The organism is Nocardia sp. KT25-26 (genome assembly GCF_056627695.1).
Genome location: NZ_CM152813.1, coordinates 1,814,299 through 1,839,213 on the forward strand (window position 1 = coordinate 1,814,299; position 24,915 = coordinate 1,839,213).

General features: G+C 71.1%; 18 protein-coding genes. 11 read left to right on the plus strand and 7 right to left on the minus strand.

Features of this window, described 5'->3' with window-relative positions; translation table 11 throughout:
* Positions 1 to 8: 8 nt before the first annotated feature.
* Entirely contained in the window at positions 9 to 701 is a 693-nt protein-coding gene (locus AC1HFH_RS08315; RefSeq protein WP_480246847.1) for a hypothetical protein, read from the minus strand.
* Between the two features lie 167 nt (positions 702 to 868).
* Here AC1HFH_RS08315 and AC1HFH_RS08320 point away from each other — a divergent pair, with 167 nt between their 5' ends.
* The 3 genes from AC1HFH_RS08320 (at position 869) to AC1HFH_RS08330 (ending at position 5,065) form a co-directional block, all read left to right on the plus strand.
* Positions 869 to 2,065 carry a sensor histidine kinase gene (locus AC1HFH_RS08320; protein ID WP_480246848.1) on the plus strand — a complete coding sequence of 399 codons (1,197 nt, stop codon included), beginning with the start codon at positions 869 to 871 and terminating at the stop codon, positions 2,063 to 2,065.
* Positions 2,066 to 2,102: 37 nt separating this feature from the next.
* Positions 2,103 to 2,768: a response regulator gene (locus tag AC1HFH_RS08325; RefSeq protein ID WP_480246849.1), complete on the plus strand. Its 666-nt coding sequence runs from the start codon at positions 2,103 to 2,105 to the stop codon at positions 2,766 to 2,768.
* A 71-nt stretch (positions 2,769 to 2,839) separates the two neighbouring features.
* Complete coding sequence (locus tag AC1HFH_RS08330; protein ID WP_480246850.1) at positions 2,840 to 5,065, plus strand: serine/threonine-protein kinase; 2,226 nt, start codon at positions 2,840 to 2,842, stop codon at positions 5,063 to 5,065.
* A 17-nt stretch (positions 5,066 to 5,082) separates the two neighbouring features.
* On the opposite strand, the gene AC1HFH_RS08335 is transcribed toward AC1HFH_RS08330, so the two are convergent.
* From AC1HFH_RS08335 to AC1HFH_RS08345, 3 genes are read right to left on the minus strand one after another with little or no spacing between them, the layout of a single operon-like run.
* A complete protein-coding gene (locus AC1HFH_RS08335) occupies positions 5,083 to 7,593 on the minus strand; it encodes an ABC transporter permease (protein WP_480246851.1) in 2,511 nt (836 codons plus the stop codon).
* Complete coding sequence (locus AC1HFH_RS08340; protein ID WP_480246852.1) at positions 7,594 to 8,307, minus strand: ABC transporter ATP-binding protein; 714 nt, start codon at positions 8,305 to 8,307, stop codon at positions 7,594 to 7,596.
* Positions 8,308 to 8,340: 33 nt separating this feature from the next.
* Complete coding sequence (locus tag AC1HFH_RS08345) at positions 8,341 to 8,664, minus strand: hypothetical protein (RefSeq protein ID WP_480246853.1); 324 nt, start codon at positions 8,662 to 8,664, stop codon at positions 8,341 to 8,343.
* A 160-nt stretch (positions 8,665 to 8,824) separates the two neighbouring features.
* Here AC1HFH_RS08345 and AC1HFH_RS08350 point away from each other — a divergent pair, with 160 nt between their 5' ends.
* From AC1HFH_RS08350 to gatB, 7 genes are read left to right on the plus strand one after another with little or no spacing between them, the layout of a single operon-like run.
* Positions 8,825 to 10,168, plus strand: a complete 1,344-nt coding sequence (locus AC1HFH_RS08350) for a sensor histidine kinase (protein ID WP_480246854.1) — start codon at positions 8,825 to 8,827, stop codon at positions 10,166 to 10,168.
* A complete protein-coding gene (locus AC1HFH_RS08355; protein ID WP_480246855.1) occupies positions 10,146 to 10,832 on the plus strand; it encodes a response regulator in 687 nt (228 codons plus the stop codon). Before AC1HFH_RS08350 ends, AC1HFH_RS08355 begins: the two co-directional genes overlap by 23 nt.
* A gap of 44 nt (positions 10,833 to 10,876) precedes the next feature.
* Entirely contained in the window at positions 10,877 to 14,296 is a 3,420-nt protein-coding gene (locus AC1HFH_RS08360; protein WP_480246856.1) for a serine/threonine-protein kinase, read from the plus strand.
* Positions 14,286 to 15,170: a serine hydrolase gene (locus AC1HFH_RS08365; RefSeq protein ID WP_480246857.1), complete on the plus strand. Its 885-nt coding sequence runs from the start codon at positions 14,286 to 14,288 to the stop codon at positions 15,168 to 15,170. Before AC1HFH_RS08360 ends, AC1HFH_RS08365 begins: the two co-directional genes overlap by 11 nt.
* A 59-nt stretch (positions 15,171 to 15,229) precedes the next feature.
* Positions 15,230 to 16,264, plus strand: a complete 1,035-nt coding sequence (locus AC1HFH_RS08370; RefSeq protein WP_480246858.1) for an ATP-dependent 6-phosphofructokinase — start codon at positions 15,230 to 15,232, stop codon at positions 16,262 to 16,264.
* Between the two features lie 49 nt (positions 16,265 to 16,313).
* A complete protein-coding gene (locus tag AC1HFH_RS08375; RefSeq protein WP_480246859.1) occupies positions 16,314 to 17,699 on the plus strand; it encodes an alpha/beta hydrolase family protein in 1,386 nt (461 codons plus the stop codon).
* 47 nt (positions 17,700 to 17,746) lie between these two features.
* Positions 17,747 to 19,252, plus strand: a complete 1,506-nt coding sequence (gene gatB, locus AC1HFH_RS08380) for an Asp-tRNA(Asn)/Glu-tRNA(Gln) amidotransferase subunit GatB (protein WP_480246860.1) — start codon at positions 17,747 to 17,749, stop codon at positions 19,250 to 19,252.
* Positions 19,253 to 19,304: 52 nt separating this feature from the next.
* On the opposite strand, the gene AC1HFH_RS08385 is transcribed toward gatB, so the two are convergent.
* Positions 19,305 to 20,435, minus strand: coding sequence for a PQQ-dependent sugar dehydrogenase (locus AC1HFH_RS08385; protein ID WP_480246861.1), 1,131 nt, complete (start codon positions 20,433 to 20,435; stop codon positions 19,305 to 19,307).
* A 121-nt stretch (positions 20,436 to 20,556) separates the two neighbouring features.
* On the opposite strand from AC1HFH_RS08385, the gene AC1HFH_RS08390 reads away from it, so the two are divergent.
* The gene (locus tag AC1HFH_RS08390) at positions 20,557 to 21,399 is read left to right on the plus strand and encodes a DoxX family protein (protein ID WP_480246862.1); all 843 of its coding nucleotides are present in this window, start codon (positions 20,557 to 20,559) and stop codon (positions 21,397 to 21,399) included.
* Between the two features lie 67 nt (positions 21,400 to 21,466).
* Here the strand turns inward: AC1HFH_RS08390 and ilvD are convergent, their stop codons facing one another.
* Together ilvD and AC1HFH_RS08400 are read right to left on the minus strand one after the other, a co-directional pair.
* Positions 21,467 to 23,308: a dihydroxy-acid dehydratase gene (gene ilvD, locus AC1HFH_RS08395; RefSeq protein WP_480246863.1), complete on the minus strand. Its 1,842-nt coding sequence runs from the start codon at positions 23,306 to 23,308 to the stop codon at positions 21,467 to 21,469.
* Between the two features lie 506 nt (positions 23,309 to 23,814).
* Complete coding sequence (locus tag AC1HFH_RS08400) at positions 23,815 to 24,579, minus strand: PH domain-containing protein (RefSeq protein ID WP_480246864.1); 765 nt, start codon at positions 24,577 to 24,579, stop codon at positions 23,815 to 23,817.
* Between the last annotated feature and the right edge of the window lie 336 nt (positions 24,580 to 24,915).

Sequence of the window (24,915 nt, forward strand, 5' to 3'; positions counted from 1 at the left end):
AGGGCACGTTACCGTCCCGCCCGCCGTCCGCGGGCCCGGATCGCGTCGATGATCACCGCGCAGGCCGCGACCAGCGCGAACAGGCCCAGCAGCGATTTGGCCAGCGGCCACAGGTTCGGCCGGTCGGCCGGATCGGTCTCGGCGAACAGATTCTCCACCACCGGCGCCGCATGGTCCTGGCGGCGCGAGTTCATATCGACCGCGGCGAAGGCCAGATCGGCGACGACCGTGCAGCGGGCCCGGGAGAAGTCGTCGGCACGGCCGTCACAGGCGCCGTGCATGCGCCGGCTGAGAGTGTCGTCGAGGGCTCGCCGCGCCCATGGGCCCAGCGGACGATCCTGGCGTTCCGCATACCGCAGCATGTCGTAGCCGAAATCGTGGGCTCGGCACGCGGCATCGAATTCCTCCGGCAGCGTCACCGGTGAGGAACACCCGCCGTCCGGGTTCACCAGCATGCCGCCGGACAGCACCGGGGCGTAGCCGAACCGGTAGCCGAAGTCCCAGGGCACCACGGCCGGATCGTCGACCCGGTCGTCGGTCAGGGCCCGCACGACGGCCGCAGACTGTGCGTCCTCCGGGGCGCCGGGGGTGGTGCCGGCGGCACTGGGCGCCGCGGTCATCACCACTGCGGCGGCGGTCGCGAGTCCGGTGGCACACAGGGCCCGGCTGCCGTGCCGGGCGGGGCGAAACGCTGCTCTCATGGGCTCCGAAGGTAACGAGACGGCCGGACCACCGACATCGGTCTCCGGAAGCGTCCCGGGACCGGATCCCGGTGGGGTGCGGGCCGCAGGACCACCCCACAGTAGGGGGTGCGATCTCGCCCTCGGGTATGAGGTGGTGCGCGCCGGCGGGTTCCTAGGCTGGCACCATGACCGAACTCCGGCCACCTTCACTCCGCAACGCCGGCCTGTGGGCCGATGTGGGCCTCGTCGCCGTGGCACTGATCCTGCTGTCGATCGCATGGCCGACGTTGCACGTCACCCATGTCGTCCCGGCGCCGCTGGCCCCGTTCCTGGCCGGCCTGGCGGCGCTGCCGATCCTGCTGGTGCGGATCAACCCGGCGCTGGGCTGGGCGATCTCGGCGGGCAGCGCCCTGCTGATCGCGGTGGCGATCCAGAACCAGCCCACCGATGACGTGCCGTTCCAGGTGGTGCACGTGATCGTGCTGTTCGTGCTGGTGTTCGCTGTCGGGCTGACCGCGCCGGTGCCGCTGCTGGTCGTGGTGTGGGCCGCAACCTCCCTGCTGTTCGGCACCACGATGCCCGGATCCGCGGAGGGGCCGGTATGGGGCTGGGGGATCGGTTTCGGCGCCCTGCTGCTGTTCGGGTATCTGCTGCGCAGCCTCACCTCCTCGCGGCGGCAGCTGGAACGTCAGGCCGAACAGAACGAAGTGGAACGGGCACGGCGCGCGATCCTGGAGGAGAAGGCCCGGATCGCCCGTGATCTGCACGATGTGGTCGCCCACCACATGTCGCTGGTGGTGGTGCAGGCCCAGACCGCCCCCTATCGGATCACCGACCTGCCGCCGGCTGCGCATGCCGAATTCGATTCGATCGGGGCCACCGCCCGCACCGCACTCGACGAAATCCGCAGCCTGCTCGGGGTGCTGCGCAGCGACGGGCAGCTGCCGGAGCATGCGCCGCAGCCGCGGGCCGCCGACGTACCCGCCCTGTGCGACGGCGCCCGCCGGGCCGGCACGACCATCGAATGGACGGTGGACGGGGATCTCGCGACGGTGGGCGAGGTCGCCGGGCTGGCGCTGTATCGCATCGTGCAGGAATCGCTGGCGAATGCCGCCCGGCATGCACCCGGCGCCGCCGTCGACGTCCGGATCGTCTGTGGCCCGGAGGTCCGGGTCGGCATCGGCAACGGCCCCGCGGCCGGTACGGCAGCGGCGCCGGGCGGCGGCGGAGGACACGGCATCGCCGGGATGCGGACCCGCGCCGAGGCGGCCGGCGGCGAACTGACCGCCGGTCCGCGCGCCGACGGCGGGTTCGAGGTGCATGCCCGGCTGCCGGCGCACGCATCCGCCGGTGGGCCGGTGGCGCCGGTGTCGTTGCAGTGAGCCGGTGCCCGACCGGAACTCCATTAAGGTGACCGGTGTGGCAGTGACGGTTCTGATCGCCGACGACCAGGCGATGGTGCGGCAGGGTTTCGGCGCACTACTGGCGGCCCAGCCCGATATCAGCGTGCTCGGCGATGCCGCCGATGGTGCGGCCGCGGTCGCCGAGGCGGAGCGGTTGCGGCCGGATGTGGTGCTGATGGATGTGCGGATGCCCGAGATGAACGGTCTCGACGCCGCCCGGGCTATCCTGGCCCGCCGCTTCGATCCGCCGGTGCGGGTGCTGATGCTGACCACCTTCGACATCGACGACTACGTGTACGAGGCGCTGAGTGTCGGCGCCAGCGGGTTCCTGCTCAAGGACGCGCCCGCCGACGAACTGGTGCGGGCCGTCCGGGTGGTGGCCGACGGGCAGGCGCTGCTCGCACCCACCATCACGCGGCGGCTGATCGCCGACGTCACCCGCCGCCGCGCCTCGGTGCGGGCCACCCCCGATCCGGCGCTGGCCGCGCTCACCCCGCGGGAACGGGAAGTGCTGGAACTGGTCGCGACCGGGATGTCGAACACCGAGATCGCCGAGGCCCTCTATGTTGCCGAGCAGACGGTGAAAACGCACGTGTCCAAGGTGTTCGGCAAACTCGGGCTGCGGGATCGAGCCCAGGCGGTGGTGCTGGCCTATGAATCCGGCCTGGTCACGCCCGGCTGAGCCGACAATCGGCGGTGCGGTGGGTACGCTGCCCCGTCGGATGCGGTGCCGGAATCGAATTGGGGGTCCACTTGCTTTCCGAGGGTGATGAATTCGCCGGGTTCACCATCGAGCGGATGCTCGGCCGCGGCGGGATGGGCACCGTCTACCTGGCGCGGCAGCCGCGGCTGGAGCGGCTGACGGCGTTGAAGCTGCTGAACCGGGATCTGTCCGCCGACACCCGGGTTCGGGCCCGCTTCGAACGGGAGGCCGACCTGGCCGCCCGGCTGGACCATCCCGGCATCGTCACGGTGTACGACCGGGGCACCGAGGACGAGCAGCTGTGGATCAGCATGCAATACGTCGACGGGGTGGACGCCGCCTCGGTGGATCCGTTCACGGTGCCGCCGGAACGGTCCGTGCAGGTCGTCGCCGGGGTCGCCGACGCCCTCGACTACGCGCACAGCCAGGGGGTGCTGCACCGAGACGTCAAACCGGGCAACATCCTGCTCGCCCGGTCGGCCGGTGGGCAGGGCGAGCGGGTGTTCCTGACCGACTTCGGGATCGCCCGGCTGCGCGCCGAATCCACCCGGCTCACCCAGCAGGGCATGTTCACCGCGACCCTCGCCTTCGCCGCTCCCGAACAGATGCTGGGCGGGGACCTGGACCACCGATGCGACCAGTACGCGCTGGGCTGCGCCCTGTACTGGATGCTCACCGGCGTCGCGCCCTTCGACCATCCCGACCCGAACGAGATCATCCGCGGCACCCTGTATCTGCTGCCCCCACCTCTGGCCCTCCGCCGAGCCGGCCTGCCGCCGGCGCTGGATGCGGTGCTGGCCACCGCCATGGCCAAGGACCCCCGGGCCCGCTACGTCTCCTGCGCCGCCTTCGCCGCGGCAGCCCGCCGAGCCGTCGCCGCGGCCCCGGCGCCGCAGCTCCCGGCGCCGCCCTATCCGATGGCCGCACCGGTGGTACCCCCTGCGGCTGTCCCACCCGGAGTGGCCGCACCTGCGGCCGGCCCCGCCGGGATGGTGCCACCACCCGGGGCAGCCGTGCCGCCCGCGGCTCCCCCTTGGGCACCCGCGGCCCGGGGGGCTCCCTCCGGGGCGGTGCCACCCGTAGCGTCGGTATCCGGGGTGGCGTCATCCGGGGCCGGCGCCGAGGTGGCGCCCCCGGCCGGGGCGGTGTCGGGGGGAGTGGCTGGCTCCGGGGCGGTGCCACCTGTTGCGTCGGTATCTGGGGTGGCGTCATCCGGGGCTGGTGCTGAGGAGGTGCCCCCGGCCGGGGCGGTGTCGGAGGGAGTGGCTTCCTCTGGGGCGGTGCCACCACCCGGGGCGGCCTCGTCGGCGGTGGCTTCCCCTGGGGCTCACCCACCTGTGTCGCCCGGAACCCGGGGTGCCCCACCTGCCGTTGTCTCGCCCGGTTCGAGCTCGCCCGAGGCGTCGTCTCCCGGCTCGCCCGAGGTGGTGCCGCCCGAGGCCTGCTCGCCCGGGGTGGCGTCACCGGGAGCCGTCGTTGCGCCCGGGCCGGTACCGGATGCGGGCCCGCCCGAGACGGTGCGCTTCGCGGTGGCCTCATTCGGGTCCGTTCCACCACCGGGTGAACCACCGGCTGCGGCTGCCGGCGGAGAACCGCTACCCGCCACGTCGACGGCTTCGCCGTCGGCCGGTGGATCCGTTGTCGTGCCGGGTGGTTCGGCGGATGGTGCCGCCGCCGAATTGCCGGTCGCCGCCGAATTGCCGGTCGCCGCCGAATTGCCGGTCGACACGGACGGGTCCCCGGCCGTGGCGACGTCCGATGCGGCATCGGGCTCCGGGCACCCGGTGGATCCCGTTGCTACCGATTCCGGTGCGGCGCCGCGGGTGGTGGCAGACACGGAACTCGATGCGCAGCCCGGAAATTCGGCCGGCGATCCGCCGACCGGCGCGGCGGGTCACGGGGCCACTGCGCCTACCGAGGTGGTGGCGAACGTGGTCCCGGACCCGAACGGCGCCGGGACGCGGCGGGCTGGAGCGGGCCCGGCAGGCCACCCGGTTGCGGGTGCCGGGGGCCCGAGGTCCGCCGCATCTGCACCCGGTTCCGCATCCGCACCCGGTCTCGCACCCGCCCCCGGTTCCGTACTCGCACCCGGTCTCGCACCCGCACCCGGTTCCGGTGCGGAGGCGGCGCCGCTCGGCGGGCCGGTGGTTGCGCCGCAGCTGCCCGCCGAAGCACCTCGGTCCCGTGGGGTGCTGCGGGGCCTCGGCTGGGCGTTGTTCGGGGTGCTGGGCGTACTGGCCGTGGCGATCGCGGTGGTCGTGGTGATCATCGGCTGAACTTGCCGCTGCGCCGCTCAGTCCGCCGCCAGCGCCGCGATGATCGGCATCCGGGCGGCCCGCAATGCCGGTGGCACCGCGCCCGCCAGGGCCAGGGTGGTGGCGACGGCGGCGTAACCGATCACGATCGGGCTGGGCCGGTACAGGATGTCGATGGTCATCGCATGCCCCATCGCCAGGGTGGCGAGGTACTGCACCGCCACACCGACGAACAGCCCGAGTGTCGCACCGGTGACCCCGATTCCGGCGGCTTCGGCCAGTACCGAACGCAGCAGCACCTTCCGGCTGGTGCCCATCGCGCGCAGCACGCCGAGTTCGCGGCGGCGTTCGAGCACCGACAGCATCAGCGTGTTCAACAGTGCGACCGTGGCGACCAGCACCACGATCCACAGGATCGACTGGCTCATCGCGGCCCCCTGCTGCACACTCGCCGAGATCGCCGCAACCATCTGTGTCCCGGTGTCCACGTACAGCTGCTCCGGTACGGCGGCCCGCACCGCTGCCTGGACTGCATCGGGGTCGGCGCCGGGTTCGAACACGACGGACAGGATCGTCTCACCGGGACGCTGATACCACTGCCGCATCTGGTCCAGATTCATCATCAGGACCCCGGCCACCGCCGTGAAATACGGTATGACCTGCAGGACTTCGGTTTCCTGCACCCCGCTGGGGGTGGGCAGGCGCAGGGTGTCGCCGACCTCGACGTCCAGCGTGCGCGCCACGTCCCGGCTCACCACCACGCCCGCGCCGCGGGCCATCCGATCCAGCACCGCGCTGTCGACGGCGCCGAGCCGGGCATTGCCCCGATCCGGTGGGTAGCCCTGCACCATCACCCGTCCCGCGCCGACCGTTGCGAAGGCCATTTGCCCCGGTTGCACATCCGCGACACCGGGAACCTCGGCGACCGTATCCCGGACAGAGGCCGGTAGTACGGGTCCGGTCGGGAACTGCTCCACCGGCGCGGTGCTGACGTACAGGTCCGATTCGCCCAGGTCCCGAAATGATTCGGTGGCCGAACCCACCATGTTCTGCGAGGCGCCGCCGACCGCGACGGTGGCGGCGACTCCGATCATCACCGTCATCGTGGTCGCCCATACGCGCCGGGGCGCCCGTTCGAGCGTGGTCGCGCCCAGAACGCCTGCGGCGCCGAGGGTCCGGGCGATCCCCGCCGCCGCCCGCACGATCGGGCCGGTCGCAGCGAAACAGCACAGCACCGCGGCGGTGAACGACAACGAGATGGCGGCCAGGGACAATCGGCCCAGATCGGCTACCGCGACCGCGACGGCCAGCCCGGCCACCAGCACACCACCCCCGAAGGCCACCCATCGCAGCCGCGGATTCGCCGTGTGGATATCGGCCACCTCCACCGGCGCGAGGGCCTCCACCGGCGCCACCTTGTACACCTGGCGCGCCGCCAGCGCCGCCGCGCCGACTCCGGCGACCAGGCACGCCGCCACCGCCACCGGAATCGCATACCCGGGCACCAGGAACTCGGTCCGGGATTCCACCGATTGCACGATCGCCGCCGGCAGCCGGCCGATCGCCAGCCGGCCGGCCGCGATCCCGAGCAGCGCGCCGATCGCGGCACCGGCCAGCGAAACCACCGCTGCCTCGGCCAGCAGTCCGCGGACCAGCGGGCCGCGTCGGCCGCCCAGCGCCCGCAGCAGCGACAGGGTCGGTCGGCGTTGCGCCACCGCCATACTCATCGCGTTGTAGATCAGGAAACCGGAAACGATCAGCGCGGCGGCCGACGACATCAGCGTCGAATACCGCACCAGCTGGATCGCGCCGCTCGCCTGGGCGGTCCGCAGGCTCGGTTCGGCGACCACCGCTCGCCCGTCGACGATCTCGGTGAGATCCGCCCGCAACCGGCTCGGTTCGGTACCCGGTTCGGGCACGATCTGCACCGAATCCAGCCGTCCGACCCGGTCGGTCAAGTGCTGGGCGGTGCCGAGCGGTGCGATCACGATATGGCCGCCGTTGAGCCGATCGGACACCTCGGCGGAGATCACCGCGGCCACCGTCACCGTGCCGGAACCGAGTGGAAACCGGTCACCCTCGGTGTAGCCCATGGCGGCGCCGACGAGAACGCCGTTCGGCACCGTCATCAGGGCGCCGGTCTGCTCCGACAGCGGTTCGGCCAGATCGCCGCCCAGCGCCGCGGCCCGCAGGTCCGCGCCGATCAGTAGCGCCCGGTCGGCGCCGGACCCCAGCTGCGCGCGCAGCATCGGCGCGGCGGTCGCCACCCCGGGGGCCGCGGTGATCGCCGGGAGCAGATCGGCGTCGAAACCGGAGTCGGCGATTCCGGAGACCTCGAGTTCGGCTGCGCCGCTGAGGCCCGCGGTCAGCCGGTCGACGGATCCGGTGACCGAACCGGAAATACTGAGCACGGCCACCAGCAGGGTCGCCGAAACCGCCATGACCGCCACCGACATGCCGGTCCGGCCCGGATGCCGCGCCAGCTCACCCAGATTGAACAGCCACAGCCGATCCCGGAAGGCGGCACACGTTCGCAGGAGAGTGCCCACTCAGACCACCGACTCCACGCGGTCGTCGGCGCCGATCCGGCCGTCGCGCAAGGTGACCACCCGATCGCAGTGCGCCACCGCGTTCATGTCGTGGGTGACCATCACCACCGAACGTCCGGATTCGGGGATCCGTCCCAGCAGTTCCAGAATCGCCGCGCCCGTTGCCGAATCGAGATTGCCGGTCGGCTCGTCGGCCAGGATCAGCGGCGGGTCCATGATCAGTGCCCGTGCCACCGCGACCCGTTGCATCTGCCCGCCGGACAGTTCCGCGGGCCGGTGTCCGGCGCGGTCGGCCAGTCCCACCAGATCCAGCAGTTCCAGGGCGCGGGGCCGGGCCCGGCGCAGGCCGGTGCCGTCGAGGAGCTTGGGTACCGCCACGTTCTCCCAGGCCGAGAGGGTGGGCAGCAGATTGAAGAACTGGAAGACGAAACCGACCCGCTGCAATCGGAAGGCCGACTGCTGCTCCTCGTCCAGGTGCCCGATCTCTTCTCCGCGGAACCGGATCGCTCCGGAATCGGGCCGGTCCAGGGCGCCGAGCAGATGCAGCAGGGTGCTCTTGCCGGAACCGGACGGGCCGATGATCGAGGTGAACTGGCCCGTTTCGACGCGCAGGCTCACCGAGTCGAGGGCGCGGACCGGCTGCTCGCCGACGCGGTACTCCTTGACCACATCGGTGAGTTCCAGCATCGGGACGGGTGGTGTGGGTTCGGGCATGAGCGCTCCGATCGAAGACGGACGGTCGTGGAATCAGCGGGCGAAGGCGGGCCGGTCGTCGGGGGTGCGCCGGTGGGCCCAGGTGTCGAGCACCGCCCGTAGTGCGGGTTGTTCGGCGGCGAGCTCCAGATACGCCTCGACAGGCGTGTTCCCGGCGATCTCGGCGAATTCGAGCTTGGTCCGTAGATGATTCGCCCAGCGATACGCGAGGGCGTCGAGGAGTCCGCGGACGCCGCCGAAGTGCCGGTCGAGGTCGGGGATCCCGGTGAACAGCTCGGGGTCGGCCGGGTCGGCGGCCGCTCGGCGCAGCACCAGGTGCACGATTTCGGTGCGTCGATGCAGATCGTTCCAGGTCATGGGTCTGCCTTCCGGTGTCGGCAACGTGTGATCGACGCTACGGACGCAGCGGGCCGGCGTCGTCGTGCCGCGGACCCGATTCGGGCTCCGACCGTGGTAGGAGCCGTCGCCCGTTTCCGGCACGATGTCCGGGCCCGGTCGGGTGATTAGCCTGGACATCATGGATGTGATCCAGTCCGCCCCGGAGTCGGTGCGGGAGCGTCCCCGGCTGCGCGGCATGCGTGATCGGCTGACCACACTGCTGCGGCATCCGGTCGAGGCCGCCGCGGACCGGCTCGCGTCGTTGCCGTACGACTATCCGCCGTTCGTGGTGCTGATCGCCGATGCCGCCCTGCTGGTGGTGACCACCGCCGCGGTCATCCAGCGGCACGACTACTTCCCGACCGTGCTCCCGCTGCTCGCGATGCTGGCTGCCTTCGCGCAGGTCCCGTTGTTCGCCTTCTTCGACGTGAAGCCTTCGCCGGCGCTGATCCAGGCGCTCGGACTGCTGTCCTGTGCGTTGTTCCTGCTCCAGCCGGTGCCGACCGACTTCGCCCCGTTCGTCCTGGTGGTCGTGGCCGGTGAGGTAGCGGCGATCTCCTCACCTCGGGTCGGCCTGGGATTCGCGGTACTGGCCATCGCCGAACTGATCGCCTTCGACCTGGCCGGGAACATGCCGTGGATGCCGGACAGCGGCCGGCTCGAGGGCATGCCCATGTATGCGATCGGCGTGGCGTTGGGGACCATGGTCGGGCTGATCCTGCAGTACCAGCGGCGGTTCCTGTACCAGGAACGGGAAAACCAGGGCATCCGCGCCGACCGTGCGGCGGCGGAGGAGCGGCGCCGGATCGCGCGGGAGGTGCACGACGTGATCGCCCACTCCCTCAGCGTGACCCTGCTGCACCTGACCGCCGCCCGGCACACTCTGCAGACCGACCGGGATGTGGACGAGGCCGTCGATGCGCTCATCGACGCCGAACGGCTCGGGCGGCAGGCGATGGCCGATATCCGCCGCACCGTGGGGCTGCTCGATTCCGGGCCGACCGATCCACGCCCGGAACCCGGTGTCGGCGACCTGGACGACCTCGTCGACGACTTCCGGCGGGCCGGGATGCCCGTCGACTACACGACCTCCGGTGACCTGTCGGCCGTCTCCGGCGCGGTCGGGCACGCCATGTACCGGATCGGTCAGGAATCGCTGGCCAATATCGCCAAACACGCGCCGGGTGCGGACGTCCGGATGCGCCTCGAGGTCGATATCGAGATGGTCCGGCTGATAGTGCACAACACCCTGCCGGCCGGGTTCACCGCCGAACGGGGTTCGGGTATGGGGCTGTCCGGGATGCGGCAGCGTGCCGAACTGCTCGGCGGCCGGATCGGCGCCGGACTCTACGATGACGGCTGGGCTGTCCGGGTGGGCATCCCGCTGGCCAGGTCCGGGCCGTGCCCGAAGCTCTCGGCGCTGCTGCCGGGCCGTGATCGCAGCAACGGAGGGGGAGACGGTGACATCACCGACGAACGCTGACACCGTCGAGGTTCTCGTGGTGGACGACCAGGAACTGGTGCGGGGTGGCCTGCGCCGGATCCTGCGCCGCCGGGACGGCTTCGTGGTCGCCGAATGTGCCGACGGCGACGAAGTGGCCGCCGCGGTCGCCGCCCGGCGACCCGACATCGTGTTGATGGACCTGCGGATGAAACGGATGGGCGGCATCGACGCCACTCGGATGCTGCGCACCCGCACCGATGCCCCACCGGTGCTCGTCCTGACCACCTTCGACGACGACCAGCTGCTGTCCGGCGCGCTGCGGGCCGGCGCGGCCGGGTTTCTGCTGAAGGATTCGCCGGCCGAGGATCTGATCCGCGCGGTCCGCACCGTCGCCGCCGGCGGTGCCTGGCTCGACCCCGCCGTCACCGGCCGGGTGCTGAGCGCCTATCGCACCGTCCGGCCGAACGGGCGGGCCGCAGATCGCCGGCTCGGCGATCTGACCGCGCGCGAGTACGAAGTGCTCGAATTGATCGGCCGGGGCCGGATCAACGGCGAGATCGCCGAGGAACTCGGTATCTCCGAGGTCACGGTGAAAAGCCATGTAGGACACATTTTCGGCAAGCTCGACCTGCGTGACCGGGCGGCGGCTATCGTGTTCGCGTTTGACCACGGTGTCGTCGCACCGGGAGAATCCTCCTTCTGACAGGCAGGCTTCGCGCGTGCTGGATATGTGGGAGGCAGACGCTGGTGGAGGCATCTGATTCACGGACCGGACAGACGTTCGGCCCGTACGAGTTGCGGTCGCTGCTGGGCAAAGGGGGAATGGGCGAGGTCTACCAGGCCTACGACACGGTCAAGGACCGGATGGTCGCGCTCAAACTGCTCGCCCCCGAACTGGCCGAGGATCCGGCCTACCAGGTCCGGTTCCGTCGGGAGTCGCAGGCCGCGGCGCGGCTGGCCGAACCACATGTGATCCCGATCCACGACTGGGGCGTGATCGATGGGGTGCTGTTCATCGATATGCGCCTGGTTCCGGGCACCGATCTGCGGGCGCTGCTGGTCGAGCGCGGGTACCTGAGCCCGGAACGGGCCGTCGGCATCGTCGAACAGATCGCCGCCGCGCTGGACGCCGCGCACGCCGGCGGGCTGGTCCACCGGGACGTCAAACCGGCGAACATCCTGGTCACACCCGCCGATTTCGCCTACCTGGCCGACTTCGGTATCGCCCACACCGAGGGCGACACCGCCGTGACCCAGCTGGGGGTGGCGGTCGGTTCCTACACCTACATGGCGCCGGAACGGTTCGACACCGGGCCGATCACCGGCCGCGCAGACATCTACTCGCTGGCCTGTGTGCTGCACGAATGCCTCACCGGCACCGCGCCGTACCCGGCCACCGGCACCGGTGTGCTGATCCGTTCGCACCTGTCCGAGCCGCCGCCGCGGCCGAGCGTCGTGCGCCCCGGCGTCCCGGCCGAACTGGACGACGTGATCGCCCACGGGATGGCCAAGAATCCCGACGAGCGCTACCCGAATGCCACCGCGCTGGCCCGGGCGGCGCGGGCCGCGCTGATCGCCGCGGCCACCGGTGGATCGCGGACTGCCCGGGATCCGGCATCAGGGCAGGCCGACGTGTCCGGAACCTTCCCGGCGGTGACCGCCACCGGATCGTTTCCGGCCGTGCCACCTGCTGCGCCGCCGCCCCCCGCGAATCCGGCACCATCCGCTCCGCCCCGCCCGGCCCCGCCGGACCTTGCGGCGGCTGCGGGACCGGCCACCGGTGAGGTGAAGATCGTCGGCGCGGTATCCGCGACCGGCGGGGTGGAGACCGCCCGTTCCAAGGGTGACACGACCGGGGCGCATCCGACCCTGGTCGTCCGGGCTCCGGAGAACCGGGAACCCGGTGCGGAGACCACCGGCTTCCATCGGGTGCCGCCCGCGGAGGGCACCGGCGAGTACGCCGTCCCGGCGGTGATCCAGCCGGGCGGCCCTGCGGAAGTGCGCCTCTCCGATGTACATCTGACCCCGTACGCCTCCGACACCGGTGAGCAGCCCACTCGCGCCCCCTACACGCCCGCGGACGGCCTGCCGAAGGCCCGGCCGTTCCCCGATGCGCATCTCTACGGCGACGACCAGCCACCCAGCGGAGAGAACCCACAGGTCCCGCCTGCTGCTTCCGCTCCGCCGGCGCGGCTTCCGGGTGCCGGCGGCGCACCACCGCCGCAGCCGGGACCGGATCGGCCCGGCACCGGATCGATGCCCGCCGTATCGGGCCCGGTTCCGCCCGGTGCTCGCGAACCACGTCCCGGCACCGGTGAGGTCCCCCTGCCGGGGCCGGGGAGCGTTCCCCGGCCCCCGGCCCCGGAACGACTCGGTGCACCCCGCCCCGCCCTGCCCGCTCCCGGCGCGCCCCCGGCAACCCATCGATTCGGCCCCGGAACCCCCGGCGACCGCCCCGGGGTGCCGGGCACCGAGGCCGGACCGGCCGGTGGCGGTGCCGGACCGGTGGATGGCCAGGCCGGACCCGGCGGCGCCGCGGAGACGACACGATATTTCGGCCCCGCCGGCGATCCGCGGCTCGGTACGGGTGAGGTGTCGCTGCCTGCCGCTGAGTCCACCCGTTATCTGCCTGCCCGCGGTCGGCTCGGCCCCGAGCCTGTAGGCGACCCGCCGCCTCCCGGATACCGGGACGCCCCCGGAGGTGAGGTCGGATTCGGTCCGGCTGCCGCTGCCGGTGCGCAGTTCGCCACCGAAACCGCCCCTGATTCCGGGCAGTTCCCGGCGGGTCCCGGCGGGCTCGCTCCGGCTGAGCGGACCCAGCAGTTCCGGCCGGACGAGGGCGTGCCTTTTTCGGCGGCGACCGGGCGCTATGGGCCAGACGGGCCGTCGGGGCCGGACTTCGGCCCTGATTCCGGGCAGTTCCCGGCCGGTCCCGGCGGGTCCGCTTCGGCCGGGCAGGCCCAGCAGTTCGGGCCCGACGAGGGCGTGCCGCTTTCGGCAGCTACCAGGCGCTACGGGGCCGATGGGCCGTCGGGGCCGGACTTCGGCCCGGACTCCGGATTCCGGGAAGGCGCCGGGCCGCCGCCGGGCGGGCCCGGCTACGACGGTCCGTTCGGCCGGCCGGGGTCGTTCGCAGGTGCGGATCCCGGCGGGGATGCCGCCTACGACGGGGTCCAGGGGCCGGACGGCCGATCGGGGACGAACAGCGCACCCGGCTACCCGGCAGACCGCGATGCCGATTTCGGTGATGCGGCAGGCTTCGGGGACCCGACTGTCCTCGCCGGGGCCGCCGGCCGGACCGATCACGGTGAACCGCCCGGTTTCGGCGGAAACCCCGGCTACGGCGAGCACCCCGGTTTCGGCAATTACGCCGAGCACGACGATCGGGGCGGCCAGGGGGCACAGCCGGGTTCGGCCGACGGGTTCGGTTTCGGCGGGCCTGCCGGTTACGGTAACCAGCCGGGATTCGGCGGAGACCCCGGCTTCGGCGGACACCCCGAGTACGGTGCGCACGGCGGTTTCGGCGCGCAACCCGGATACGACGACCAGTCCGGCTATGCCGACCGGGCCGATGACGCCGACCGGTTCGGTTACGACGAGAACCCCGGGTTCGGCGCGCCCGGCGCCTACGGTGCGGACCCCGGCTACGCCGAACCTCCCGCGCGGAGACGCTCGGCACTGCTGCCGGTATTGATCGGCGTCGGCGCGATCGTGGTGCTCAGCCTCGGTGCGGTGGTGGGCTGGCTGGTCCTCGGCGGCAGCGGCGGCGAGGACACGTCGAACACGGCGGCCGCTGCGACGACGTCGACGGCTCCGCCGATGCCGACCTCGGCCGGGCCGACCAGTGCACCACCGCCCCGTACCACCACCGCCACACCGACGACAACCGCCGAACCGGCAACCCTGCCTGCCGCCGCCGAGCCGTGTGACAGCGAAACCGGTGCGGCGGGCAGCCGATCGGCGGCCGGGACCACGGTCACCAGCTGCGGTTTCGCCCAGGCCGTCCGGGACGCATATCTCGCGGACGGTACAACAGCTTCCGGCGGCCCGCAGGTCGTCGAGGCAACCAGCCCGGTGACCGGCCGGGCCTACTCGATGGAATGCACAGCCGACGGTGGCCTGGTCACTTGCACCGGCGGCGAGAACGCGATTGTTTATGTCTACTGAGCTGTTCCGTAAATCGAAGATCCGAAGCGCGGGGGTACTGGCAGCACTGCTGGTCCTGGCCGGGTGTGCCGGGGAGGGGGAATCACCGGCCCCGCCGGAAAGCAGTTCGGTACCGGCGGCCGCGGTCGCCACCGAACCACAAACGGTATCGCTTGCGGTACCGGGCAGCTTGGAGGCCGACTATGCCGAGCTGGCGCCGTCGCTGGCCGGGCGGGCCGGGCTGGCGATCATGCCGGTCGGCGGCGAGCAGATGGTCACGTTCGGCGACTGGACCTCCGGTCCGGCCTGGTCGACGATCAAGGTACCGATGATCGTCGCCGCCGCCCGGGCTGGGGTCGGCAGCGAGTACGTGATGTCGGCGGCGATCACCTCCTCCGACAACACCGCGGCCGAAACCCTGTGGGCGGAACTCGGCTCGGGCACCGAGGCGGCCGCAGCCGTCGAGGGTGTGCTGCGCGAGGGCGGCGACGCCGTGACCATGGTGCCGCCGAATCGGACCCGCTCCGGGTATACGGCCTTCGGCCAGGCCGAATGGGCCCTCGCCGACCAGGTGCGGTTCGCCGCCAACCTGCCGTGCCTGGCGCAGAGCAATCAGGTCACCCAGCTGATGGCACAGATCGTGCCCAGCCATCGTTGGGGCCTGGGCGCCTTCGACGCCGCCGAGTTCAAGGGCGGCTGGGGGCCGGATCCGGCCGGGAACTACCTGGTCCGGCAGTTCGGTCTGCTCGACACCCCGACCGGGCAGGTGGCGGTGGCCTTCGCCGCGGAACCGGATTCGGGCCTGTTCGACGACGGAATGCAGATGCTGGATCGGTTGACTACGCTGCTCGCCGAGCACACCGAGGAGCTGATCGGCGGCCGCTGCGGCGCATGACCGCCGCACCGAGCGGGGTGGGGATGCCGATCCCCGGCCGACGGGGCAAGATATGCGCCATGCGCATCGGAGTTCTGACCGGAGGCGGGGACTGTCCTGGACTGAACGCGGTGATCCGCGCGGTCGTTCGCACGGCGAGCGGCCGCTACGGGGACGCGGTCGTCGGATTCCAGGACGGCTGGCGCGGCCTATTGGAGGACCGCCGCATCGTCATCCACAACGACGACCGCACCGACCGGCTGCTGAACAAGGGCGGCACGATGCTCGGAACCGCCCGCACCAACCCCGACGTGCTGCGCGCCGGGCTCGGCCGGATCAAGCAGACCTTGGACGACAACGGCATCGAAGCGCTCATCCCGATCGGCGGTGAGGGCACGCTCACGGCCGCCAGCTGGCTCGCCGAGGAAGGCGTGCCGGTCGTCGGGGTGCCGAAGACGATCGACAACGACATCGATTGCACGGACGTGACGTTCGGGCACGACACCGCCGTGTCCATTGCCACCGAGGCCATCGACCGGCTGCACACCACCGCCGAATCCCATCAGCGGGTGATGCTGGTGGAGGTGATGGGCCGGCATGCCGGCTGGATCGCGATGAACTGCGGTATCGCCGCCGGGGCACACCTCACCCTCATACCGGAAGAGCCGTTCGATGTCGCCGAGGTGTGCACGATGATCAAGCGCCGATTCCAGCGCGGCGACAAGCATTTCATCTGTGTGGTCGCCGAGGGATCGCATCCGGCACCGGATTCCGGCTTCGCCCTGCGCGAGGGTGGTATCGACGAATTCGGGCACGAGCGGTTCACCGGCGTCGCCCAGCAGTTGGGTGCCGAGATCGAGCGCCGGATCGGCAAGGAGGTGCGCACCACGGTGCTCGGCCACGTCCAGCGGGGCGGCAACCCGACTCCGGTGGACCGGGTGCTCGCGACCCGCTTCGGCCTGCACGCCGCCGAATCCGTACATGCCGGTCATTTCGGGCAGATGGTCGCCCTGCACGGCACCACGATCGGGCTCGTCCCGCTGGCGGAGGCGACCAAGCAGCTGAAACGGGTACCTGCCGAACGGTATCGGGAGGCCGAACTGTTCTTCGGCTGAACCGTCGCGGCGCCACCCCGGAGCCCGGCCGCGCGGTACCGTGGATCGCATGCGCACCGCACGTGGGGTGGTTTCGGTTCTGTTCGTAGTGCTGGCACTGGTGGTCGGCTGCTCGTCCGACGACGGCGGTGGCTCCGGCACCCCCGGCACCGTGTCCGGGCAGTGGCACGGCCCGGTCGAGGTCCCCGGGCATCCGATCGAGGTGGGCGTGACCTTCGCGGAGGACGGTTCGGCCACCATCGATATCCCGGAGCAGGGCGTGGCCGATATGCCACTTTCCGAGGTGCGCACCGACGCCGAGGAGGTAGCCTTCGCCCTGCCCGACGTGCCCGGGGAGCCGGCCTTCGCCGGGCGCCTGGACGGCGAGGAGATCGTCGGCGACTGGACCCAGTCCGGGCAGAGCGTGCCGCTCACCCTGACCCGTGGCGAGCCGACCACCGCGACCCGCCCGCAGGATCCGCAGCCGCCGTTCCCCTATGCCGCCGAGGAGGTGACCTACGAGAACGGCGACCTGACCATCGCCGGGACGCTCACCCATCCCGAGGGGGACGGCCCGTACCCCGGTGTCCTGCTGATCACCGGCAGCGGGCCGCAGGACCGCAACGAGGAACTGATGGGGCATCGCCCGTTCCTGCTGATCGCCGATACCCTCACCCGGGCCGGTTACGCGGTGCTGCGGGTCGACGACCGCGGCGTCGGCGGCACCGGCGGTGTACTGGACGAATCGACCTATGCCGATCTCGCCGGCGATGTGGTGGCCGGTCTGGACTTCCTGCGCAAGCAGCCGGAGGTGGATGCCGAGCAGGTCGGCCTGTTCGGCCACAGCGAGGGCGGCTACCTCGCCCCGATGGTGGCGGCGCAGCCGGATGCCGATATCGCCTTCGCCATCCTGATGGCCGGGCCGTCGGTGCCCGGCGCCGAGGTGCTCATCGAGCAGAACAAGGCGATCATGGCCGGCCAGGGCGCCACCCAGGCGGAGATCGACGAGCAGGTGGACTACGTCACCGAATGGTCCCGGTTGCTGAACGAGGGCGATTCCGAAGGCGCCCTGGAATTCTCCCGGCAGCACAACGAATCGCTGCCGGAGGACGAGCGCGCCCCGGCCGAGGCTGTGGCGGCGTTCAACACCCCGTATATGGCCTCGTTCGTGACCTACGATCCGGCACCGGCGCTGACCGCGCTGCAGGTTCCGGTGCTGGCGTTCTTCGGCGGCACCGATCAGCAGGTGCTCGCGAGCCAGAACGAGCAGCCGATGCGCGATCTGCTGGCCGGCAACGGCGATGCCACGGTGCACACCTTCCCGGGCCTGAACCACCTCATGCAGCCTTCGGAGACCGGCAATCCCAGTGAGTACGCGACCATCGAGACGACCATCGACCCGGAGGTGCTCGACTACGTGACCGAGTGGCTCACCGAACGGGTGCCCCCGCAGTAGTGACGCCCGTGACGACCCGGCCCGGGCGCACTCATAGACTGTTCCCCATGAGTGCAGCCACGGTCGAGTTGATGGATTACGCCGATGTCATCTCCCGGTACGAGCCGGTGCTCGGCATGGAGGTCCACGTCGAGTTGTCCACGGCGACCAAGATGTTCTGCGGTTGCCCCACCGAGTTCGGCGCCGAACCGAACACCCAGGTCTGCCCGGTGTGCCTGGGCCTGCCCGGCTCGCTGCCGGTGGTGAACGAGCAGGCAGTCGAATCGGCCATCCGGATCGGTCTGGCGCTGAACTGCTCGATCACCCCGTGGGGCCGGTTCGCCCGGAAGAACTACTTCTACCCGGACCAGCCGAAGAACTACCAGATCAGCCAGTACGACGAGCCGATCGCCACGGAGGGCTACCTCGATGTGCCGCTCGACGACGGCACCACCTTCCGGGTGGAGATCGAGCGCGCGCATATGGAGGAGGACACCGGCAAATCGCTGCATGTCGGTGGTGCCACCGGACGCATCCACGGCGCCAGCCATTCGCTGCTGGACTACAACCGCGCCGGCGTACCGCTCATCGAGATCGTGACCAAGCCGATCACCGGTGCCGGGGACCGCGCTCCGGAGGTGGCCCGGGCCTATGTGACGGCGCTGCGCGAGGTGTTGCGGTCGCTGCAGGTCTCGGACGTGAAGATGGAACAGGGTTCGCTGCGCTGCGACGCCAACGTCTCGCTGATGCCGATCGGTGCGAAGGAATTCGGTACCCGCACCGAGACCAAGAACGTCAACTCGCTGCGCAGCGTCGAGGTGGCCGTCCGGTTCGAGATGCGCCGGCAGGCCGCGGTACTCGCCGAGGGCGGCGAGATCATCCAGGAGACCCGGCACTTCCACGAAGCCGACGGCACCACATCGCCGGGCCGCCGGAAGGAGACCGCGGAGGACTACCGCTACTTCCCGGAGCCCGACCTGGAACCGGTCGCCCCGTCCGCCGAGCGGGTGGCCGAGCTGCGCGACACCATTCCGGAGTACCCGTGGCTGGTCCGGCAGCGGATCCAGGCGGACTGGGGGGTGTCCGACGAGGTGATGCGCGACCTGGTGAACGCGGGCGCGCTCGATCTGATCCTGGCGACCGTCGAGGCCGGTGCCCCGGCCGACGAGGCCCGGTCCTGGTGGGTCGCCTACCTGACCGAGAAGGCCAAGGAGCGCGAGGTGGAACTCGCGGAGCTGTCGATCACGCCCGGGCAGGTGGCCGAGGTGATCGGCCTGGTTCAGGCCAAGAAGGTCAACAACAAGGTGGCCAAGCAGGTCGTCGACTTCGTGCTGGCGGGCGAGGGCGAACCGGCCGCGATCGTCGAGGCCAAGGGACTCGGCATGGTCAGCGACGATTCGGCGCTGCAGGCCGAGGTGGACAAGGCCCTCGCGGCGAATCCGGATATCGCCGACAAGATCCGGGCCGGCAAGGTGCAGGCCGCGGGCAAGATCGTCGGCGATGTCATGAAGGCGACCCGTGGCCAGGCCGATGCGGCCCGGGTGCGTGAACTGGTGCTGGAAGCCTGCGCCTGACCGCCCGGTAAGCCGGTGCGTTCGGCACCGGCTACCGTCAGCGTCGGGTCGATCAGTCGGGGCCGCCACCGGCGCCGGCGCTCGGGGGCGGGATTCGGACGACACGATCGTCGAACGGTCCCGGCTCGCCGTCGGTTTTGTTGACCGTGGTCACCCAGATGCTGCCGTCGGGTGCTCCGGTGGCGCCGAGCAGCTTGCCGTAACGGCCCTGTGCCACCAGGATCGGCTCGGCGGTGACCGCGAAGGTGTCCGGGTCCGCGCCCATGGCGGCCAGCGCGGCACCGTCGGACAGGGCGACCGCGACACCGTCGCCCGTCGCCGAACACCCACCGACTCCGGGGCGGTCCGGCCAGGTCCAGGAGACGACGGCGATGCCGTCGGCGCTCAGATGCTGCAGCCGGTCCTCGGCCGCGGTTCGGTCGGTCACCCACATGCCGCCGGCGCCGTCGGCGCAGATGTCCCCGGCGGTTCCGATCCCGGAGAGCATCGGTTCGGGGTTGTTCGCGCCGGGGGCGGGCGATTCGAGACGCAGCACCTTACCGGCGGTGGAGGCGGGGTCGCCGGCGGCCGCGGGATCACCTGCATTGCCGGTGAGCACCAGTAGTTCGGTCTCGGACAGCCACTCCAGCGCGCCCCGGTTCCCGCCGGCGCCCTTCGGGATGCCGGTGAGGATCGGTTTCGGCGTGCTCCCCTTGGCGAAGCGCACCACACGGTTGTCCGATGCGGTGGTGATGTAGGCGTACATCAGCCCGTCCTCCAGGAACGAAGGCGACAGGGCCAGATCGTGGATTCCGCCGTCGCCGCTGCCGTCCACCTCCAGCCGGGCGATCTCGACCGGCGGCGGCTGTGGCTGACTGGAATCGACCGGAACAACCTGCAGTACTCGGCCGGTGCGGCGTTCGGCGACCAGCGCGCCCACGGCGTCGGTCACCAGCCCGGCCGCCGAGTCCAGGCAGGTACCGATCACATTCGGGTCCGGATCGATACACGGGCCTTCCGGCCGCGGTACCGGATCCTCCTCCGGCTCGTCCGGCTGCTCCGGATCGATACCGGCGCCCGGCATGGTCGGCTCCGGGGTGAACGGGCTCGACGCCGAATCGTCGAACCGGGCGCATCCCGTCAGCACCAGACTGGAACCGACCAGCAACGCCAATGCGACACGGCCCGCGATAACCGAACTCATGGCACAGACGTTACGGAAATCCGGTCACGCGCGCCGCTCCGGGGCCGCGCTCGGTGCTGTCAACACGCCCGGATCGGCGAAGTTCCGCGGCGTCCGGCGCGGCGACTTAAGGTGATGGTTTGTGACCGACAAGCCGAACGAACCACAGGAGCCGAGCGGGGCCGGGGGACCCGGCGGCGAGCAGCCGGACCTGTCCAAGGGGGCGGAACCGTCCGCAGGCGCCGACCGGCCGACGACCCCGAGTCCGGCTGCGGATGTGCCCCGTACCGACGAAGAGCTCGGCCTGGACCCGGACCACGGCGAGGTGCCGGGGCTCACGGGCGCGGCGTCGGAGCCCGAACCCGCGTATGCCTACGCCAGCATCCCACCGGCCCAGCCCTCCGCCACCGAATCGGCACGGCGGCGGCGTCTGGCCCGGGAATCGCGGCGCGGCACTGTCGATTTCGGGCTCTTCCTGCTGCGGCTGCTGGTCGGTGGGACATTCATCTATCACGGCCTGCAGAAGCTGACCGGATGGTTCCACGGCCCCGGCCTGGACGGCACCCGGGACATGATGGAATCCGGTGGCTGGGACCATCCGTCGGTGGCGACCGCCCTGGTGATCGCGGGCGAACTGGGCGGCGGTGTGCTGCTGGTGTTCGGCCTGGCCACGCCGTTGGCCGCCGGTGCCATCCTGGCGACCATGCTCGACGCCTGGGCCTGGAAACAGGGCATGCTGCCCGGCTTCCAGTACAACGCGGGGACCCCGACCGGTGTCGAACTGGAGAGCATTCTCGCCGGTGCCGCCGCGATCATCATCGTGACCGGCCCGGGCCGCTGGTCGCTGGACCGCAACCGTGGCTGGGCCACCCGCCCCGCGTGGGGGTCGTTCGGGGTGCTGCTGCTGGCGATCGCCGCCGCGGTGGGCACCTACTGGTATCTGCACGGGGGCAACCCGTTCACCGGGATCGGCCCGTTCGACTGAACCGGCCGGAACGCCGAGGGCCCGCCGTCCGATGGACGGCGGGCCCTCGCGGTATCCGGGTGCTCGGCTACTTCACGTGCCGGACGGCGCCCTTGTCGGCCGAGGTGGCCATCGCGGCGTAGGCACGCAGGGCGGTGGTGACCGGACGGTCCCGGTGCGCCGGCTGCCACGGGCGTTCGGCGGCCTCCATCTTGGCCCGGCGCTCGGCCAGCACGGCGTCGTCGACCAGCAGTTCGAGCGCCCGGGTGGTGACATCGATGCGGATCCGGTCGCCGTTCTCCACCAGCCCGATGACCCCGCCGGAGGCCGCCTCCGGGGAGATGTGGCCGATGGACAGGCCCGAGGTGCCGCCGGAGAACCGGCCGTCGGTGATCAGCGCGCATTCCTTGCCGAGCCCGGCGCCCTTCAGGAAGGCCGTCGGATGCAGCATCTCCTGCATACCGGGCCCGCCCGCGGGCCCCTCGTAGCGGACCACGATGACATCACCCGGCTGGATCTTCTTGCCGAGGATCACCGAGACGGCCTCCTCCTGCGATTCCACCACCACGGCGGGGCCTTCGAAGCTGAACAGCTCCTCGTCGATACCGGCGGTCTTGAGCACGGCGCCGTCCTCGGCCAGGTTGCCGCGCAGGACGACCAGGCCGCCCTCCTTGGTGTAGGCGTGCTCGATATCGCGGATGCAGCCGCCGGCCGCATCGGTGTCCAGCGAACTCCAGCGGTTCTCGGTGGAGAACGGCTCGGTGGTGCGCACCCCGCCGGGGGCGGCGTGGAAGAGTTCGATCGCCTCCTCGCTCGCCTTCCCGGAACGGATGTCCCAGTCGTCGAGCCATTCGTCGAAGCTGCGGGTGTGCACCGTGCTGACGTCGGTTTCCAGCAGACCGGCCCGGCGCAGTTCGCCCAGGATGGCCGGGATGCCACCGGCGCGGTGCACGTCCTCCATGTGGTAGTCGGAGTTCGGCGACACCTTGGACAGCGTGGGCACCCGGCGGCTGGTCTCCTCGATCGTGTGCAGATCGAAGTCGACCTCGCCCTCCTGCGCGGCGGCGAGGGTGTGCAGCACGGTGTTGGTGGAGCCGCCCATCGCGACATCGAGCGCCATCGCATTGCGGAAGGCCTTGGCGTCGGCGACATTGCGCGGCAGCACCGAGGCGTCGTCCTCGCGGTACCAGCGGTTGGCGATGTCGACGATCACCGAACCGGCCTTCTCGAACAGCGCCCGGCGAGCCGCATGGGTGGCCAGGGTGGAGCCGTTGCCGGGCAGTGCCAGCCCGAGGGCCTCGGTGAGGCAGTTCATCGAGTTGGCGGTGAACATACCGGAACACGAACCGCAGGTCGGGCAGGCGGAACGTTCGACCTCGCTGAGCCCGTCCTCGGAAACGGCCTGGTTGGCGCTGGCCGAAATCGCGGTGATCAGGTCGGTCGGAGCCTGCGCGACACCGTCGACCACGACCGCCTTACCGGCCTCCATCGGACCGCCGGAGACGAACACGGCCGGGATGTTGAGCCGCATCGCGGCGTTGAGCATGCCCGGGGTGATCTTGTCGCAGTTGGAGATGCACACCAGCGCGTCGGCAGTGTGTGCGTTGGCCATGTACTCGACCGAGTCGGCGATGATCTCGCGGGAGGGCAGCGAGTACAGCATGCCGCCGTGGCCCATCGCGATACCGTCGTCGACCGCGATGGTGTGGAACTCACGCGGCACGCCGCCGGCGGCGCGCACCGCGTCGGCGACGATCTCGCCGACGTTCTTCAGGTGGACATGCCCGGGCACGAACTGGGTGTAGGAGTTCGCGATCGCCACGATCGGCTTGCCGAAATCGGTGTCGGTCATCCCGGTGGCGCGCCAGAGGGCGCGGGCACCGGCGGCGTTGCGGCCGATGGTGGTCGTTCGTGAGCGAAGCGGTGGCATTGGCTGAGCTTCCTTGCTTCCTGGGTCGGGGCCGGATCACGTGGTTCGGGCCGCGCCACGGCGTGTGCAGCGGGTGGGCTGAGCTGCGGATGCCGCAACGTGGTGGTCAATCCACGGTACTCCGGTGGGGCGACGGCGCCACCGCCGGTCGGCGGCGGCACAGAGTACGGGATTCGAACGGGCGTCGCCGCGGTGGTGCCGTCGGCGCGCGTGCGGCCCGGATGGTCGGCAGGCCGTGAAGCATCGAAGCGGCCGACAAGTGATCGGCCACCACCGAGCGTACCCGGCGCGAGCCCGCCGCGGCACCGGGATGTGACGGGATACGCATCGGCAGTGTGCGTATCCCCCGGTCGGCGGGTCGTCGTCCGGCCGGGTCGCGCGCCGTGGTGTCGGACTGTGGACGGCAGCAGCCGGGAACGACGGGCGGGCAGGCGGCCGGTGCCGGTGTCGGGCAGCGCAGCCGGAGGCCGATGACGGCTGAGGTGATGCTGTCCCGTGGCGCGGGCTCAGGGGCGGCCGGTCGGCTCGCCGTCGTCCGGGGCGGTGGTGTCGCTGTCCGAGGCAGCGGTGCCGTTGTCGGCTGCGTCGCCGGTGGCCGCCGCGGTCGCGTCGTCGGCTGCTGCCGCGGCGGCTTCCGCCTCGGCTGCGGCTGCGAAGACGTCCGGCAGCCGGCCGTCGGAGGCCGCCACGAGTTCCCGCAGCCGGTCGTAGCCGACCGCGGGCAGGGCGGTTTCGGAGTCGTCGGCGAGATGGACCCGGACGTAGCCCCGCTTCGGGATGCGGATGCCCCGCACCTGCGACCAGTCCAGATGCCGCCGACCGAACACCGTGCTCAGGTCCAGACCCGCCGCGGAGACGGTGGTGTGTGTCCGGGTCACCCAGTACGCGGCGAGGACCGGCAGCACCAGCAGCCACCACAGCCAGGCCGGGGCGCCCACGAAGGCGAAGAACACGCAGAACGACAGGATCACCACGCCCAGATAGGCGAGCCGGGTGATGCCGATGACCTGGACACCGGGAGTCGGGGTGGCGGCCCGGGCCGGCCAGATCAGCCACACGATCACCAGGGCCGGGATCAGCAGGCCGATGCGCATGCCCAGCGACCAGTCCTCGATCGTGCCGACCACGACGAATGCGAGGTAGGCGAGCAGCACCGCGGCGATGGCTGCTCCCCGGGGGCCGCGCAACGCGCGAATGCCGCCGACCGGGCGCGACGGGCCACCCGTATCGGCTCCCGCCGCAGCGGTGTGGGACGATTCAGACGGTGGCACGGACTGATGCGGTGATGACACACCACCATCCTCGCATCCAGGTGAACGGACACAAGCACGCCCTGCTGTCCCACATAATGGGACGTAAGGACTCACAGGTTTGACTCTGCGGTTCGCAGGCGAATATCGTCTGGCTCGTGAACCACAGTGTCTTTTCAAAGACCGAGATGCTCGTACTCGGCCGGCGCGTCCAGCGTTGAGCCCGACTGCCTGAGTCGAATACGTCAGCTCGCGTTGCGACGCGCCACCCTCGAACAGCCAAGCGCTGTCGGGGGCTTTTTTGTGTTCGGGTGAAAACACCGGAACCGGGTGAGTCGGACGACACCGCGTATCGAG

Excerpts from the sequence above, each read along its gene's own strand:
- AC1HFH_RS08315 (WP_480246847.1), bottom strand. The coding sequence starts at position 701 with ATGAGAGCAGCGTTTCGCCCCGCCCGGCACGGCAGCCGGGCCCTGTGT.
- AC1HFH_RS08320 (WP_480246848.1), top strand. The coding sequence starts at position 869 with ATGACCGAACTCCGGCCACCTTCACTCCGCAACGCCGGCCTGTGGGCC.
- AC1HFH_RS08340 (WP_480246852.1), bottom strand. The coding sequence starts at position 8,307 with ATGCCCGAACCCACACCACCCGTCCCGATGCTGGAACTCACCGATGTG.
- AC1HFH_RS08345 (WP_480246853.1), bottom strand. The coding sequence starts at position 8,664 with ATGACCTGGAACGATCTGCATCGACGCACCGAAATCGTGCACCTGGTG.
- AC1HFH_RS08350 (WP_480246854.1), top strand. The coding sequence starts at position 8,825 with ATGGATGTGATCCAGTCCGCCCCGGAGTCGGTGCGGGAGCGTCCCCGG.
- AC1HFH_RS08365 (WP_480246857.1), top strand. The coding sequence starts at position 14,286 with ATGTCTACTGAGCTGTTCCGTAAATCGAAGATCCGAAGCGCGGGGGTA.
- AC1HFH_RS08370 (WP_480246858.1), top strand. The coding sequence starts at position 15,230 with ATGCGCATCGGAGTTCTGACCGGAGGCGGGGACTGTCCTGGACTGAAC.
- AC1HFH_RS08375 (WP_480246859.1), top strand. The coding sequence starts at position 16,314 with ATGCGCACCGCACGTGGGGTGGTTTCGGTTCTGTTCGTAGTGCTGGCA.
- gatB (WP_480246860.1), top strand. The coding sequence starts at position 17,747 with ATGAGTGCAGCCACGGTCGAGTTGATGGATTACGCCGATGTCATCTCC.
- AC1HFH_RS08385 (WP_480246861.1), bottom strand. The coding sequence starts at position 20,435 with ATGAGTTCGGTTATCGCGGGCCGTGTCGCATTGGCGTTGCTGGTCGGT.
- ilvD (WP_480246863.1), bottom strand. The coding sequence starts at position 23,308 with ATGCCACCGCTTCGCTCACGAACGACCACCATCGGCCGCAACGCCGCC.